Origin of the sequence: Mesorhizobium sp. M2A.F.Ca.ET.043.05.1.1 (assembly GCF_003952445.1) — a bacterium.
Lineage (GTDB): Bacteria > Pseudomonadota > Alphaproteobacteria > Rhizobiales > Rhizobiaceae > Mesorhizobium.
This window is the reverse complement of record NZ_CP034446.1, coordinates 698,019-713,650: the sequence shown is the minus strand read 5'-3', so window position 1 is coordinate 713,650 and position 15,632 is coordinate 698,019. Positions and strand designations below refer to the sequence as shown.

General features: G+C 63.5%; 14 protein-coding genes. 8 read left to right on the top strand and 6 right to left on the bottom strand.

Annotated elements, in window-relative coordinates:
• Positions 1-143: 143 nt before the first annotated feature.
• The 3 genes from EJ069_RS03350 to EJ069_RS03340 all read right to left on the bottom strand — a co-directional run bounded on the left by EJ069_RS03350 (position 144) and on the right by EJ069_RS03340 (position 1,967).
• Positions 144-911 (bottom strand): N-acetylmuramoyl-L-alanine amidase, encoded by a 768-nt coding sequence (locus EJ069_RS03350; protein WP_126060077.1) that lies wholly within the window; start codon positions 909-911, stop codon positions 144-146.
• Positions 908-1,627 carry a DnaJ family molecular chaperone gene (locus EJ069_RS03345; RefSeq protein WP_126060076.1) on the bottom strand — a complete coding sequence of 240 codons (720 nt, stop codon included), beginning with the start codon at positions 1,625-1,627 and terminating at the stop codon, positions 908-910. Before EJ069_RS03345 ends, EJ069_RS03350 begins: the two co-directional genes overlap by 4 nt.
• A gap of 133 nt (positions 1,628-1,760) precedes the next feature.
• Positions 1,761-1,967 carry a hypothetical protein gene (locus tag EJ069_RS03340; protein ID WP_126060075.1) on the bottom strand — a complete coding sequence of 69 codons (207 nt, stop codon included), beginning with the start codon at positions 1,965-1,967 and terminating at the stop codon, positions 1,761-1,763.
• A 177-nt stretch (positions 1,968-2,144) separates the two neighbouring features.
• On the opposite strand from EJ069_RS03340, the gene EJ069_RS03335 reads away from it, so the two are divergent.
• From EJ069_RS03335 to EJ069_RS03315, 5 genes are all read left to right on the top strand, one after another.
• Positions 2,145-5,777 (top strand): hydantoinase B/oxoprolinase family protein, encoded by a 3,633-nt coding sequence (locus EJ069_RS03335; RefSeq protein WP_126060074.1) that lies wholly within the window; start codon positions 2,145-2,147, stop codon positions 5,775-5,777.
• Positions 5,778-5,821: 44 nt separating this feature from the next.
• The gene (locus EJ069_RS03330) at positions 5,822-7,120 is read left to right on the top strand and encodes a DUF3419 family protein (RefSeq protein ID WP_126060073.1); all 1,299 of its coding nucleotides are present in this window, start codon (positions 5,822-5,824) and stop codon (positions 7,118-7,120) included.
• On the top strand, positions 7,117-7,782 hold the full coding sequence (locus EJ069_RS03325; RefSeq protein WP_126060072.1) for a class I SAM-dependent methyltransferase: 666 nt from the start codon (positions 7,117-7,119) through the stop codon (positions 7,780-7,782). Before EJ069_RS03330 ends, EJ069_RS03325 begins: the two co-directional genes overlap by 4 nt.
• Positions 7,783-7,886: 104 nt before the next feature.
• Positions 7,887-8,183: a type II toxin-antitoxin system RelE/ParE family toxin gene (locus tag EJ069_RS03320; protein WP_126060071.1), complete on the top strand. Its 297-nt coding sequence runs from the start codon at positions 7,887-7,889 to the stop codon at positions 8,181-8,183.
• 8 nt (positions 8,184-8,191) lie between these two features.
• Positions 8,192-8,500: a HigA family addiction module antitoxin gene (locus EJ069_RS03315; RefSeq protein ID WP_126060070.1), complete on the top strand. Its 309-nt coding sequence runs from the start codon at positions 8,192-8,194 to the stop codon at positions 8,498-8,500.
• 21 nt (positions 8,501-8,521) lie between these two features.
• Here the strand turns inward: EJ069_RS03315 and EJ069_RS03310 are convergent, their stop codons facing one another.
• A complete protein-coding gene (locus tag EJ069_RS03310; protein ID WP_126060069.1) occupies positions 8,522-9,904 on the bottom strand; it encodes a serine hydrolase in 1,383 nt (460 codons plus the stop codon).
• 291 nt (positions 9,905-10,195) lie between these two features.
• On the opposite strand from EJ069_RS03310, the gene EJ069_RS03305 reads away from it, so the two are divergent.
• Together EJ069_RS03305 and EJ069_RS03300 are read left to right on the top strand one after the other, a co-directional pair.
• A complete protein-coding gene (locus EJ069_RS03305) occupies positions 10,196-10,984 on the top strand; it encodes a GH25 family lysozyme (protein ID WP_126060068.1) in 789 nt (262 codons plus the stop codon).
• Positions 10,985-11,167: 183 nt separating this feature from the next.
• Positions 11,168-12,346: a lytic murein transglycosylase gene (locus EJ069_RS03300; RefSeq protein WP_126060067.1), complete on the top strand. Its 1,179-nt coding sequence runs from the start codon at positions 11,168-11,170 to the stop codon at positions 12,344-12,346.
• A 54-nt stretch (positions 12,347-12,400) separates the two neighbouring features.
• On the opposite strand, the gene EJ069_RS03295 is transcribed toward EJ069_RS03300, so the two are convergent.
• Entirely contained in the window at positions 12,401-13,342 is a 942-nt protein-coding gene (locus EJ069_RS03295; protein WP_245456428.1) for a LysR family transcriptional regulator, read from the bottom strand.
• 84 nt (positions 13,343-13,426) lie between these two features.
• On the opposite strand from EJ069_RS03295, the gene EJ069_RS03290 reads away from it, so the two are divergent.
• Positions 13,427-14,158 (top strand): SDR family oxidoreductase, encoded by a 732-nt coding sequence (locus EJ069_RS03290; RefSeq protein ID WP_126060066.1) that lies wholly within the window; start codon positions 13,427-13,429, stop codon positions 14,156-14,158.
• A gap of 105 nt (positions 14,159-14,263) precedes the next feature.
• On the opposite strand, the gene EJ069_RS03285 is transcribed toward EJ069_RS03290, so the two are convergent.
• Entirely contained in the window at positions 14,264-15,484 is a 1,221-nt protein-coding gene (locus EJ069_RS03285) for an alanine racemase (RefSeq protein WP_126060065.1), read from the bottom strand.
• Positions 15,485-15,632: the final 148 nt, after the last annotated feature.

Below are 15,632 nucleotides of genomic sequence, written 5' to 3'. Positions count from 1 at the left end.
GTTAGGTCAACTCAACATCGGGTGCCTTGGGGGATAGACGCCCGACAACTTGCGGAAGGGGCATTTGCAGGCGGAATTGGCGGCAATGAAGGCGGCGCAATTCACTTTGAGTGACAGACTGTAATTTAAGGGTCCCGGCGCAACTATTTGACGGGAGTTGCCTTTACGGAAGCCAGGAGCCTCTGCAGCGTGCGGATCGTCGAATTGTCCGCCACGCCGTCGACCAGCCGCCGGCGGAAATGTAACTGGAAGGCCGCCACCACGATTTCCGTCTGCCGATCATAGACACCCGATATCTCGACACCATAGCCATAGAGCGCCAGCATCGATTGCAGTGCTTCAACGTCGGCGCCGGCATCGCCGGCCTTCAGCGCAGCGCCCGCCTTTATCGGCGCCGCCGGCACGAGATGTCCGATACCGGCCGCGAACAGTGCCTTCCAGGGGAATTTCTCGCCTGGATCGACCTTGCGGCCCGGCGCCACGTCCGAATGGGCGAGCACCCTTGCCGCGGGAATGGAATGGCGTTCCGCGATACCCGCGCACAACTCGATCACGGCGCCGATCTGCCGCCGCGGGAAGGCCTTGTAGCCCAGCGTGTGGCCGGGATTGACGATCTCGATGCCGACCGAGCAGGAGTTGATATCGGTTCGCCCGAGCCAGGAACTCTGGCCGGCATGCCAGGCGCGATCGCTCTCGCGCACCATTTGCACGATACGACCGTCCTCATGAACGAGGTAGTGCGAGGACACCTCGCTCGCTGGGTCGCACAGCCACGCCTCGGCACCGGCGCCGCTTGCCATGCCGGTATAGTGCAGCACGATCATGTCGGGCCGAAGCGTCTCGCGGCGCGGGCCGAAATTGGGCGAGACCCGAACCTCCGCCTCTGGATGGTCGGGCGGAAAACCGCTCATGCGTGCCTGAGGCCCCGCTCGATCATCTCATAGGCGGCGTTGATCGCGGCGACCCTGGTCGTGGCGATCTTAATGAATTCCTGCGGCAAGCCGCGCGCGATCAGCCGGTCGGGATGATTGTCCGAGATCAGCTTGCGATAGCGTTTCCTAATCTCCTCGAACGGCCTGCCCCGCTCGATCCCCAGGACGACATAGGGATCGGCGGCGCCAAGATCGACGTGCCTGGACAGGATCGCCTCGTAATGCGCCTCGTCGATCTGAAAAATCTCCGCGATCCGATGCAGGAATTGCCCTTCCTGCTCGTGGATGAGGCCATCCGCCTTGGCGATGTGGAACAAACCGTCGAGTATATCCTCCAGCATCACGCAGTTGGCGTGGCCGGAGCCGCAGAGCTGCGCCATGCGCTGGGCATAGGTCTCGAAACCGGCGACGTCCTGCTTAGCGATATCGTAAAGCCGCGCCACGTTGCGTGTCTCGCTCGGCGGAACCTCGAAGATTTCCTGAAAAGCACGCACCTCGTCCTGCGTAACGATGCCGTCGGCCTTGGCCATCTTGGCGGAGAGCGCGATCATGGCCACCGAGAAGGCGACGCGCCGGCGCAGGTCCGGGTCGCCGGAAAACACGGTGCGCACGGCTTCCACGACATCCCCGACCCCCGAGGACGCCGACGACGAAACACGAGCGATGAAGTCGCCAAGGCGGTCCCAAATCGACATGCCGGCTTCATAGAGCGAACCGGGCGGTTCTATCAAGCCTGGACAATGCCGCAGGTGATGTGCGACCTTCGGGATCGGTGGAGCAAAAAAGAAGGCCGGCATTGCCGGCCTTCTTGAATCTATTGGTCGGCTCTTACTGCGCAGGCGCAGCAGGAGCCGGATTTGTTGCCGGAGCCGGTTCAGCGGGCTTCGAAGCGTCGGGCGAAGCAGGCTTCATCGGCTGCTCGTTGGCCGGCGGATTGGTGCTCTGGGTGGTGGTCTTGTCGGTGCCACTGTCGCTGCAAGCCGCGACCCCCAGCAGGGCGAGCGCCGAAACAGACGCCAAGATGAGCTTCTTCATGGTATCTCTCCTTCAACAGACGCTCACGTTTCGGTGAGCGGTCGCAGGGGAAATGCATCAGCAGGCTCGCCGGTTTCGTAACGTTGCATTTCGATATGTAACATCAACTTGCAATTGCTGGCGGGGAAATCCCGAACTAACAGAACATGCGCACGAAGACATGAGTGGACAAGCAGAATGCCGGCAACCGCGGAAACACGGAAATGGGATTTTTGGATCGACCGCGGCGGCACTTTCACCGACATCATCGGCCGTGATCCGCAAGGCCGGCTGCACCCTCGAAAACTCCTGTCCGAGAATCCCGAGGCTTATGCGGACGCAGCCATCCAGGGCATCCGCGACCTGTTGGGTCTGAAGGCCGGCGCCGCCATTTCCGCCGACGCGATCGGCGACGTCAAAATGGGCACGACCGTTGCCACCAATGCGCTGCTCGAGCGCAAGGGCGACCGCGTGCTGCTGCTCATCAGCAAGGGTTTTCGCGATGCATTGCGCATCGCCTACCAGGCGCGGCCGGATATCTTCGCCAAGGAGATCATCCTGCCCGAGCAGCTCTACGAGCGGGTGATCGAGGTCGATGAACGCGTGCGCGCCGATGGCTGCGTCGAGCGCCTGCTCGACATCGCCGCCTGCCGCCCGGCGATCGAGCAGGCCAGGGCCGATGGCATCGACGCGGTCGCCATTGTCTTCATGCATGCCTGGAAATACCCGGACCACGAGAAAGCCGTGGCAAAAGTCTGCCGCAAGATCGGCTTCAGCCAGATTTCGGTCTCCCACGAGGTCTCGCCGCTGATCAAGCTGGTCGGCCGCGGCGACACCACCGTGGTCGATGCCTACCTGTCGCCGATCCTCTCGCGCTATGTGCAGCGTGTGGCGGAAGAGCTGGGCGCCGGCCCGCGGCTGATGTTCATGATGTCGTCGGGCGGCCTCACCGCCGCCGACATGTTCCAGGGCAAGGACGCGCTGCTGTCCGGCCCGGCCGGCGGCGTCGTCGGCATGGTCGAGACGGCGAAACTCGCCGGCTTCGAAAAAGTCATCGGCTTCGATATGGGCGGCACCTCGACCGACGTTGCCCATCATGACGGCGAATATGAGCGCGCCTTCGACACCGAGGTCGCCGGCGTGCGCATCCGCGCGCCGATGATGCGCATCCACACGGTCGCCGCCGGCGGCGGCTCGATCCTGCATTACGAGGCGGGACGCTTCCGCGTCGGCCCTGATTCGGCCGGCGCCAATCCCGGCCCCGCCGCCTACCGGCGCGGCGGCCCGCTCGCCGTCACCGACGCCAATGTCATGCTCGGCAAATTGCAGCCCGATTTCTTCCCGGCGATCTTCGGCGCCGGCCAGGACCAGCCGCTCGACGCCGGCGCGGTTCGCGAGAAATTCACGGCACTTGCCGCCCAGATCGGCGACGGCCGTTCGCCCGAGGCGGTCGCCGAAGGCTTTGTCACCATCGCCGTCGAGAACATGGCCAACGCCATCAAGAAGATCTCGGTGCAGCGCGGCTATGATGTCACGGAATATCTCTTGAACTGTTTCGGCGGCGCCGGCGGCCAGCACGCCTGCCTAGTCGCCGACGCGCTCGGCATGGAAGCGGTGCTGATCCATCCCTTTTCCGGCCTGCTTTCCGCTTACGGGATCGGCCTCTCGTCGGTCTTCGCCTCGCGCCAGCAGGGCCTGCTGCAGCCGCTTTCCGAGGAATCCCGATCCGCGGTCGAGGCGCTCATCGCGGCCTTGCGCAGCGAGGTCGTCGCCGAACTCGGTGAACAGGGTATTGCCGAGGAAGCGCTTTCAACGAGGCCCGTGCTGCATGTCCGCTACGACGGCACCGACACGGCACTGCCAGTGAATTTCGAGCATGGCTCGATCTTCCGCGCCAGAAGCGATTTCGAGGCCGCGCACAGGGCGCAGTTCGGATTCGTCTATGACGACAAGCCGATCGTCGTAGAAACCGTCGCCGTCGAAGGCATGGAGGCCGCTCGACAGGACAAGGCTGAAACCTCCGCCCCTGACGGAGCGGCAGGAGTCGAGCCCAAGCCTTCGGAAAGCCGGCGCATCTATACCGAGGGCCGCTGGCACGAGGCCGACGTCTATCGCCGTGAGAACCTGAAGCCGTCCAACACGGTCGCCGGCCCCGCGCTGATCATCGAGCCGAACCAGACCATCGTCGTCGAGCCAGGCTGGCGCGCCGAAATCACCGGTCTCAACCACGTCGTGATCCGCCGCACGGAGCGGAAAGTGCGTGCCGCGGCGCTCGGCACCGAGGCCGATCCTGTGATGCTGGAGGTGTTCAACAACCTCTTCATGTCGATCGCCGAGCAGATGGGCGTGACGCTGCAGAACACCGCCTATTCGGTGAACATCAAGGAGCGGCTCGATTTCTCCTGCGCCGTGTTCGACCGCCATGGCGCGCTGGTCGCCAATGCGCCGCACATGCCGGTGCATCTGGGCTCCATGGACCGTTCCGTCGAAACCGTCATCCGCCTGAATTCCGGCGACATCCATCCCGGCGACGTCTTCGCGCTCAACGCGCCCTATAATGGCGGCACGCATCTGCCCGACATCACGGTGGTGACGCCTGTCTTCGACGATGCGCGCAAGGAGATCCTGTTCTGGGCGGCCTCGCGCGGGCACCACGCCGATGTCGGCGGCACCGCGCCGGGCTCGATGACGCCGCTGGCGACAACAGTAGATGAGGAAGGCGTGCTGTTCGACAATTTCCGCATCGTCGATCTCGGCCGCTTCCGCGAGAAGGAGCTGGAGACGCTGCTGACCGATCACCCCTACCCCGCGCGCAATCCCGCCCAGAACATCGCCGACCTCAAGGCGCAGATCGCCGCCAACGAAAAGGGTGTGGCGGAACTGCGCAAGATGGTCGCGCATTTCGGCCTCGATGTCGTCGAGGCCTATATGGGCCACGTCCAGGACAATGCCGACGAGAGCGTGCGCCGCGTGATCGAGCGGCTTCCCGACAGCGCGGCCTACGAATATCCGACCGATACCGGCCAGGTGATCAGGGTAAAGATCACCGTCGACCGGCAAAAGCGCGAGGCGACCGTCGATTTCACCGGCACCTCGCCTGTCATGAAGAACAATTTCAACGCGCCGGAGCCGGTCGCCCGCGCCGCCGTGCTTTATGCCTTCCGCGTCATGGTCGAGGACATGATCCCGATGAATGCCGGGTGCCTCAGGCCGATCAACATCGTCATCCCCGACGGCTCGATGCTGAAGCCCGCCTACCCTGCCGCCGTCGTCGCGGGTAATGTCGAGACCTCGCAGCATGTCACCAACGCGCTGTTCGGCGCGATGGGCGCCATGGCAAACGCGCAAGGCACGATGAACAACCTCACCTTCGGCAACAAGAAATACCAGTATTACGAGACGATCTGCTCCGGCTCGCCGGCCGGACGGATGAATTCGGGACGCGGCTTTGCCGGCACCTCCGGCGTTCACACCCACATGACCAACTCGCGCCTCACCGACCCCGAGGTGCTGGAACTGCGCTTCCCCGTTGTATTGGAAGACTTCCACATCCGTGAAAACTCCGGCGGCAAGGGCAAGTGGAATGCCGGCGACGGCACCAGGCGCACCATCCGCTTCCTCGAAAAGATGGAATGCGCGATCCTGTCCTCGCACCGCAACCGACCGCCCCAAGGCCTCGAAGGCGGCGGCGATGGCGAGGCCGGCTCGACCAAGGTCAGGCGCAAGGACGGTTCGGTCGACGTCCTCAAGGCCTGCGACCAGACTACGCTCGATGCCGGCGAAGCCGTCATCGTCACCACGCCGACACCGGGGGCGTTCGGAAGCGCGTAAGAATTCGTGACAACCTGCCGTCAACAGGCTGTCACCTGCCTGTCATGACGCTGCGCTACCCGCTTGCGCCAACGCAAACGGGGAATCACCTTTCCATGTCGGACGTATCCGGAGAACTCGTTTATCGTCGAGGCAAGGAAGTCGGAAAGGCCGTCTACCAGAACCGCGCATTGTCGAAGGACGGCATCTCCGAGCGGCTCTTCGCCTTCCTGTTCTCCGGTCTGGTCTATCCGCAGATCTGGGAAGACCCGGATGTCGACATGGAGGCCATGCAGCTCGGCGCCGGTCATCGCGTCGTCACGATCGCCTCGGGCGGCTGCAACATTCTGGCCTACCTGACCCGCTCCCCGGCCAGGATCGACGCCGTCGATCTCAACGCCGCGCACATCGCGCTCAACCGCATGAAGCTGGAAGCGGTGCGCCATCTGCCGTCGCAAGGCGACCTCTTCCGCTTCTTCGGCGCCGCCGATACCAGCCACAATTCCGATGCCTATGATCGCTTCATCGCGCCGCATCTCGATGCGGTCAGCCGCCACTACTGGGAGCGCCGCAACTGGCGCGGCCGCCGCCGCATCTCGGTCTTCGACGGCAACTTCTACCAGACCGGTCTGCTCGGGCTCTTCATCGCCATGGGCCATCGCGTCGGCAAGCTGTTTGGTGTCGACCCGGCCGGCATCATGAAGGCGCAGAATATCGGCGAGCAGCGCCGCTTCTTCAACGAGGAGCTGGCGCCCGTCTTCGACAAGAAGCTGCTGCGCTGGGCGACCTCGCGCAAGGCTTCGCTCTTCGGCCTCGGCATCCCGCCGGCGCAGTACGACTCGCTGATCACCTCCGGCGACGGCTCGATGGCGAGCGTCTTGAAGGCTCGGCTCGAAAAGCTCGCCTGCGATTTCCCGCTGAAGAACAACTACTTCGCCTGGCAGGCCTTTGCCCGCCGCTATCCGCAGCCTGGCGAGGCGGCGCTGCCTGCCTATCTGGAACAGCGCAATTACAAGACGATCCGCGACAACATCGATCGCGTCGCCATCCATCACGCCAACCTGATCAAGTTCCTGGCCGCCAAGGACGCCGGCAGCGTCGATCGCTTCGTCCTGCTCGACGCGCAGGACTGGATGACCGACGACCTGCTCAACGCGCTGTGGACCGAGATCACCCGTACCGCTTCGGTTGGCGCCCGTGTCATCTTTCGCACCGCGGCAGAACCCAGCCTGCTGCCTGGCCGCGTTTCCGGCTCGCTGCTCGACCAATGGACCTACGAGGCCGACGCCTCGCGCGAATTCTCGGCAAAAGACCGCTCGGCGATCTATGGCGGCTTTCACCTTTACGTGAAGCGCGCCGCATGAGCACGGCGGAGCTGCCGGCCAGCCATGCCGAACTGATGGACGGCGTCTACCGCTGGCAGCGCCACATCTACGACCTGACCCGCAAATACTACCTGCTCGGCCGCGACCGGCTGATCGACGGGTTGGACGTGCCGCAAGGCGGCGCCGTGCTGGAGCTCGGCTGCGGCACTGGTCGCAATATCGTGCTTGCCGCCCGCCGCTATCCCGACGCTCGCTTCTTCGGCCTCGATATTTCGGCCGAGATGTTGGAGACAGCCAATGCCGCCATCGCTCGCGAAGGTTTCTCCGGCAAGGTCAAACTGGCGCGCGGCGACGCCACCGATTTCGACGCCAAGGCGTTGTTCGGCGTCGAGCATTTCGACCGCGTCTTCGTGTCCTATTCGCTGTCGATGATCCCCGGCTGGGAAAAGACCGTAACTGCGGCGCTTGCCGTGCTCGCCCCTGGCGGCTCGCTGCACGTCGTCGATTTTGGCCAGCAGGAGGGCCTGCCGCACTGGTTCCGAACGATGCTGCGCGGCTGGCTGCGGAAATTCCATGTCGAGCCGCGCGCCTCGCTGCGCGACGTGCTTGAATCGGAATCCGAACGCGCCGACGCAACCTTCCGTTTCAGAACGCTTTATCGCGACTATGCTTGGCTCGGCGTGATCAAGATCGCCATCTAATTTCGCAACTCGATGCCACTGGCACGCCGGCAGGCGCGGCCAACAGCAGCGCAATTGCAACATGGCCCAAGGAGTGGTACATTATCCCCTCCTGGAAGCATGCGATGATCGTTGGATTTAGAGATGGATGGCTGCGGACCTTCTTCGTGGATGATATCCACTCCCGCAACATTCCGTCCGATCTCGAAAGCCGCTTGTTTCGCAAGCTCCAGATGATCGACGACGCTGCGACCGATCAGGATTTGCGCGTGCCGCCCAGCAATCATTTCGAAAAGTTGCGCGGCAGTCTCGAAGGCTTCCGTTCCATACGCGTCAACAAGCAATGGCGGTTGGTTTTCCGCTGGGATGGCGGTCGGGGTGAGGCGTCGGACATCTACCTGGACGACCACAGCTATAAGTGAGGTGAGACATGTTGATGACCGCACGCAAGCCGGCAACGGTTGGCGAAATTCTTACGGAAGAGTTCATGCACCCGCTCGGCTTGACGCAAGCCGCTCTGGCCGAGGCAATGGGCGTCCCGCGCAAGCATGTGAACGAATTGTGCAACGATCGCCGCAACGTTACCGCAGCGACCGCGCTCATATTGGCGCGGGTGTTCGGCAATAGCCCGGATTTCTGGCTGAATGTCCAACGCCGCAACGACCTTTGGCAGGTCATGAACTCGCCTGACGAGCGGGCGCGTGTCGATCGTGCTAAGCCCTTGCCGACAGCCGCATAGGCACGCTTGCACAAATACGGATCAGTGCAGCGCCTTCACCAGCGCTCCCACCATGGTCTGCGGCCGGTAGCCCAGCTTGGCCGGCGTCAGCCCAAGCCGCACCACCACCAGTTGCTCCGACGCAATGATGGCCACCGTCTGGCCGTCATGGCCTTCCATCCAAACTGTGTCCTTGGGCAGGCCGGCTGCGGCGCCCGCACCGGGATTTTCCTCATCGCCCGGTCCTTCGATCCAGAGCTGGCCTTTGCCGTAGACCTTCGAGGCCGGCGCCGGCTCGCGCATCCAGTCGACGAAACCGGCAGGCAGGATCTGGTTGCCGTTCCAAACGCCGCCCTGCAACAGGAACTGGCCGAAACGCGCCCAGTCATGGGCCGTGGCATAGAGATAGGACGAGCCGACGAAGGTGCCCTGCTCGTCGGTCTCGAGCACCGCGCTCTTCATGCCGAGCGGCTCGAACAGCGCCGTGCGCGGCCAGGCCAGCGCCTTGGCCTTGTCGCCGATCGCGTCCTGCCACAGTCGCGACAGCATCACCGCCGTGCCGCTCGAATAGGAAAACACCTTTCCGACCTCGCCGGTCAGCGGCTGGGCCTCGGCGAAACCGGCCATGTCCGGCTCGAGATAGAGCATGCGCGTCACGTCGGCGACATCGCCATAATCCTCGTTGAATGCCAGCCCGCTCGACATCGCCATCATGTCGGCAAGGCTGATGGCGGCGCGGCCGTCGGCCTTCCAAGGCGCGAAAAGACCCTTGTTAGCGAGGGCGAGTTTGCCATCCTTGATCAGCGTGCCGACGATGGCGGCGTTCACCGTCTTGGTCATGGACCAGCCGAGCAACGGCGTCTTGGCCGAGAAGCCGTCGCCATAACGCTCGGCGACGACGCGGCCGTTCTTCACCACCACGATGGCGCGCATGCCGGGTCCGGCCATGGCCAAGTCGTCGACGATTTTCGCGACCTCGGGATTTTGTGACGCATCCACGCGCTCGCCATCGGGCCAAAGCGCGTCTGCCTGCGCCGGTGCGGAAGCTGCCGCGCGCAGCGACGTCTGTCGCGCCTTCCCGGTGTCACCGTCGGGAACCGAGGCACAGCCGACGCCGTCGCGTTCCACCGCGACGCTCTTGCCCAGCACCCACAGCAGGCCGGCGGAGACAAGTCCCCTTTCCTTGTCGACGGAGATTTTCATCAGCCTGAGCAGCGGATGGCCCGGCGCCTGCACGTCGACGGCCAGCACTTCGTTGGCGTCACGGCCGGCGATGAAGACATTCGAGCAAACGATCTTGGCCGAATAGCCGGCGCCAACCCGGATCAGTTCCGGCGGCGCGAAATAGAGCCAGGCGAAGAGCGCCGCCACCGCCAGGATCACAAGGCCAAGCAGCCATTTGATCAACTTCGCGACAGCCCGCATCTTTTCCACCCTTTGGATTCGCCGGCTCGATTTATGTCATCGATTTGCCGCCATTGCTTCCGCAAAATCATCGGTGTCGTCGAAGCGTCGTCAATGGATTATCAACCATGTTCGGCGATCAACTTGTCCATGTCGCCCAAAAGTGCGCAGTGGTTTTGGGGGAACGACATGGACAGATAAAAGAGGCGGACGATATCGTGGGGCGATCGTCCGGCAGGGGGACGCGAGGTTAGCGACCACCATCGGTAAAGGACCCATCAGCGGCCGGCTGAACCCGGCTCGGGGAATATCATGCGCCGTCTTGCGGCCATCCTGATGCTGACGCTGCTCTGCGCCTGCTCAACCGTCGACCTTTCGCCGTTGTCACCGTCCTCGCAGACGGTCACCGTGCGCGCGCCCAAATTCGAGGACTCCAAGCCGCATGAGTGGGACAGCGGCGCGCCATGGACCTACGCCATCCACGGCACCGATGTCTCCAAATACCAGACCTCGGTCGACTGGCCCACCGCCAGGGCCAGCGGCATCTCCTTCGCCTTCATCAAGGCGACCGAAGGCGGCGACCGCTTCGACGAGAATTTCAACGAGCACTGGGCACGCACCAGGGCAGCCGGAATCCCGCGCGCGGCCTATCATTTCTTCTATTTCTGCACGCCGGCGGAAGCCCAGGCGCGCTGGTTCATCGCCAATGTCCCAAATGACCCGTCAGCCATGCCGCCGGTGCTCGACATGGAATGGAACCCGAAATCGCCGACCTGCAGGCTGCGCCCCGATCCGGCCACCGTGCGCAGTGAGATGACCGTCTTTCTACAGATGGTCGAGCGTCACTACGGCAAGAAGCCGATCATCTACACCTCGGTCGACTTCTTCGACGACAACCAATTGGCGACGTTCCGCGACTACCCCTACTGGCTGCGCTCGGTCGCAGGGCACCCGCGTGAGAAATATGGCAGCCATCCCTTTACCTTCTGGCAGTACACCGGCACCGGCATCGTGCCCGGCATGACCGGCAAGTCCGACATCAACGTCTTCAACGGCTCGGAAGCCGCCTGGAAGAAGTGGCTGCGGCAGAACACCCGTTGACATCGGCCCTCCCGCCTGCTTTTCGACACGGCGGGCGGCGAAACATGCAACCGCTGGTAATCCGGAGCGGCGCACTCGCGCGAGTGCCTGGCGCGGCTCCTGGGCTTTGAAATCCTCGCATGCGCCTGTGCGGTCCCTACCGGGATCACGATCAGGTCATGCGCCGGTCTCGAAAGGAAAGCGATGCGATTGCGCGTTGAAATCCTAGCGGCGTTTTTCGTCGGCGCGTTTGCACTGCCCGCTGCGGCGCAGGAATGCGGCGGCGATTTCGAGGCCTGGAAGCAAGGTGTTGCGGCCGAAGCCAAGGCGGCCGGCGTCAGCGAAACCGGGCTCGACGCGCTGGAGGACGCCACCATCGACGAGCGAGCGCTGGCGCGCGACCGCGCCCAGGGCGTCTTCACCCAGACCTTCACCGAATTCTCCAACCGCATGATTTCGGCCTACCGCCTGAAGCAGGGCGCGGCCAATCTGAAGAAATATGCCGAAGTCTTCGACCGCGCCGACAAGCAGTTCGGCGTCCAGCCAGCCGTCATCGCCGCCTTCTGGGGGCTGGAGACCGATTTCGGCGCCGTGCAGGGGGACTTCCATACGCTGAATGCGCTGGTCACGCTTTCGCATGACTGCCGCCGCCCTCAGCTCTTCCGCCAGCAACTGGTGCCGCTTTTGACGCTTATCGATCGCGGCGTGTTGCCGGCCGACGTCAAGGGCGCCTGGGCCGGCGAGATCGGCCAGACGCAGATCCTGCCGACCGACTATCTGGCGCATGGCGTCGACGGCGACGGCGACGGCAAGGTCGACCTCAGGAACAGCGTGCCGGACGTCATCATGACGACCGCCAGCAAGATACAGTCGCGCGGCTGGAAGCGCGACCAGCACTGGGTCCAGGAAGTGCGCGTCCCCGATGAGATGCCATGGGACCAGACCGGCCGCACCAACAAGCTGCCGCTATCGCAGTGGGCTCAGTGGGGTGTGACCGAGCCCAACGGCAATCCGCTCATCGACAATGGTCTGAAAGCCGGCCTGGCGCTGCCAATGGGTCGCAAGGGTCCCGCCTTCCTGACCTATGACAATTTCGATGTCTATCTGGAGTGGAACCAGTCCTTCACCTATGCGCTCACCGCCGCCGTCATGGCGACGCGGTTTGCCGGCGCGCCGCCATTCGACCCGCGCACGCCCGAGCAGGGCCTGAGCGGCGACCAGATGAAGGCGCTGCAGACCAAGCTCGAAGCCAAGGGTTACGATGTCGGCACGGTCGACGGCATCCTGGGCACCAACACGCGCGAAGCGATCCGCAAGGAGCAGATGCGGCTTGGCCTGCCGGTGGATGGCTGGCCGACGCCGGAGCTTTTGGCGAAGCTCTAAGAAGAGTGAATAGTCATCAGTCAGTAGTGAAGGCGCGTCGAAGAACAACACTCCCTACTCCCTACTCTTCCTCAGCACGAAATCGATAAAGGCGCGCAATGCCGGCGGAACATGCCGCCGGCTTGGGTGGTATAGATAGAAGCCTGGAAAACGGGGCGACCAGGCTTCGAGAAACCGGACGAGCCTGCCGTTTTCTATCCAGGGCTGGACTTGATAGTCGATCATATAGGCGACACCCGCTCCGCCGAGCGCGGCATGGATCATCAACTCCGTGTCGTTGAGAGTGAGACTGCCTTTGAGGGCGATCTCCAACGAACGTTTGCCGCGTGAGAACTCCCACCGATAGATATCGCCGGCGCCTGGCCATTGGAAATTGATGCATCGGTGCTGGTGCAGGTCCTTTGGGTGGCGCGGAACTGCACGTCCAGCAAGATAGGCCGGGGCCGCCACCGCCGCCAACTGCAACTCACCGCTGAGCTTGACTGCGACCATGTCCTGCTCCAGCCGTTCGCCAAGGCGGATGCCCGCATCGAAGCGGCTTTCGACGATGTCGGTCAGCATGTCGTCGACGACAACCGTCAATGCGATGTCGGGATAGACTCGCTGGAAATCGCCGAGGATGGGCGCGATGAACCGCATCGCGGCGACCCGCGATGCATTGATGCGCAGCGTGCCCGCAGGCCGATCGCGGCCTGACTGGACTTCGGCCAAGGCGCCATCCAGTTCTTCGAACACGACCGAAAGGCGACCGAACAGCTTTTCGCCCGCCGCCGTTGGCGAGACGCTGCGCGTCGTGCGGTTGAGCAATCTTACGCCGACACGCGCCTCCAACTGCCGGATCGTCTGGCTGAGCGCTGGCGGCGACACCTGCAGCCGAGCTGCGGCGCGGACGAAACTGCCCTCTTCCACAATGGCCGAGAAAGCCTTGAGTTCGTTAAAGTCGGAGCCACGCATTATGTATTCCTCGGTTAACAAGCTGATCAGATAATAGCGCATTATCCGATTAATCTCAGGTCGCTATCTCTCAGCCGTCGGCCCCGCGCGCAGACCAGCGGGACCTGAAGGCGAAGGAACCTGATCATGTCCCAGTCCCTGCAAGGCAAAACCGCAATCGTCACCGGAAGCTCGCGCGGCATCGGCCGCGCCATAGCCGAAGGGCTCGCCGCCAACGGCGCCGCAGTCGTCGTCAACTATGTCGGCAACAGAGATGCCGCCGAGGAAGTCGTCGCCGCCATCACCGGCAAGGGCGGCAAGGCACTCGCCATTCAAGCCGATGTTTCCGTTCCGGGTGATGTCCGGCGCCTGTTCGACGAAGCGGAAGCCAAGCTCGGCCCGGTCGATATCGCTGTCGCCAATGTCGGCGTGGCCGTCATCAAGCCCTTCGTCGAGGCGACGGAGACGGATTTCGACTTCGTCTTCGGCACCAACGCCAGGGGAACTTTCTTCACGATGCAGGAAGGGGCCAAACGTGTCCGCGACGGTGGCCGCATCATTGCTGTTTCGACGGGCGGCACAAGGATGTTCTTCGCCCACACGGCGCTCTATCTCGGCAGCAAGGGTGCCGTCGAACAGTTCGTTCGCGTGCTTTCGCGTGAGCTCGGGCCGCGCAACATCACCGTGAACGCGTTGTCGCCGGGCTTCACCGACACCGACCTGCTCCCGGAGCGGGATCGTGCCGTGGCGGCCGGCATGTCGCCCTTCGGCCGGATCGGCGCGCCACGCGACGTTGCCGATGTTGCCGTCTTCCTCGCCAGCTACGAAGCCCGCTGGCTGACCGGAGAGAACATCCAGGCCGGCGGTGGGGTGGCGTAGCGTAGGCAATAGGCAGTAGAAAAATACCGAGGCGACATTCAAGGGATACGGATAATCAACGCCCCCCTCTTTCGACCTACTGCCGAATCTCTACTGCCTTATTTCCTAGTCCGCCATCGTCTCCAGGCTCGCGAACCCCTGCGGCGCGTCGCCTTCATCGAACGGCGTCGTCACCTCCACGAATGTGTCGGGGTAAAAGCCGTTGAAGCGGGTCCTCAGCGACAGCGAGTAGGCGCCGATATGGCCGATCTCGATCCAGTCGCCGGTGTCGACCGTTTCCGGCAGCCAGAACGGCCTGGACAGGATGTCGACGGAATCGCAGGTCGCGCCGCAGACCTTGAACGGCACGATGTTTCTCTCGTCGCCATTACGCGTGCGGATCGCCGGATCGGGGATGAAGCGGGCCGGCAGGGTGATCTTGCCGGTCCATGAATCCGACAGCGAAGCCCAGATGCCGTCATTGATGTAGAGCCGCTTGCCCTTGCGCAGCAGCACCCGCACAATCAGCGACAGGCACCGCGCCACGATCACGCGTCCGGGCTCGGCCACCAGCGGCATCTGGTCGAACTGATACTCCGTCAGGTCGCCGGCAAGCCGCGACATCAGCTGGCCGAGCGAAGGCATCTCGACCTGCTTGCGGTTTGGATCGTGGCCGTATTCGGCGGGGAAACCGCCGCCGACATCGAGCCCGGCAATGTCGAAGGTCAGGCGATTGCGCACCCAGTCGGCCGAGGCCAACGCCCGCTCATAGGTGTCGGGATCCTCGATCTGGCTGCCGACATGGAAGCAGAGGCCAACCTTGTAGCCGGTGCGGTTCAGCCGCTCGGCAAGCTCGACCGCATTGGCCGGCCCGGCGCCGAATTTCTTCGACAATTCGTAAGCCGCGTGGCCCTTGGTCTGGATGCGCACGAAGACGGTGATGGCGCCCGGGTCGATATCGAGCGCCCGCACGACGCGCGTCAGCTTGGTGATCTCGTCCTCATGGTCGAGCGAGATCACCCGGATGCCGTATTTCTCCAGCGCCAGCTTGATGTCCGACTGCGCCTTGACCGGGTGCATGTAGAGCATCTCGGCATCCGCCGAGACGGCGCGCACGGCCGCGAACTCTCCCGGCGAAGCGACGTCGAAGGTGCTGACGCCGGCTTCGACCAATGTCTTCAGCACGATCTGCTCACCATTGGTCTTCACCGCATAGGCGGTCTTGCCGGGAAACATGCCCATGAACTGCAGGGCATCCGCCTTCAGCACCTGCGGGCGGAAACAGTAGACCGGATCGTCGGGACGAAGCGCCAGTGCCGCATCGCGGGCATTTTCGAATCGCTGCATGGACGAATCCTCGGGGCTGGAGCGCGCACAATTAATCCTAGCTAGCCGCCAAAGAAAACAGTTCTGTGTCTGGCGAGCCGGCGCGGCCGGCTGCACGTTTTGCCAACGCTAAACCACCAGTCAGGTTTCGGGTGGCCCTTGCAGGCAA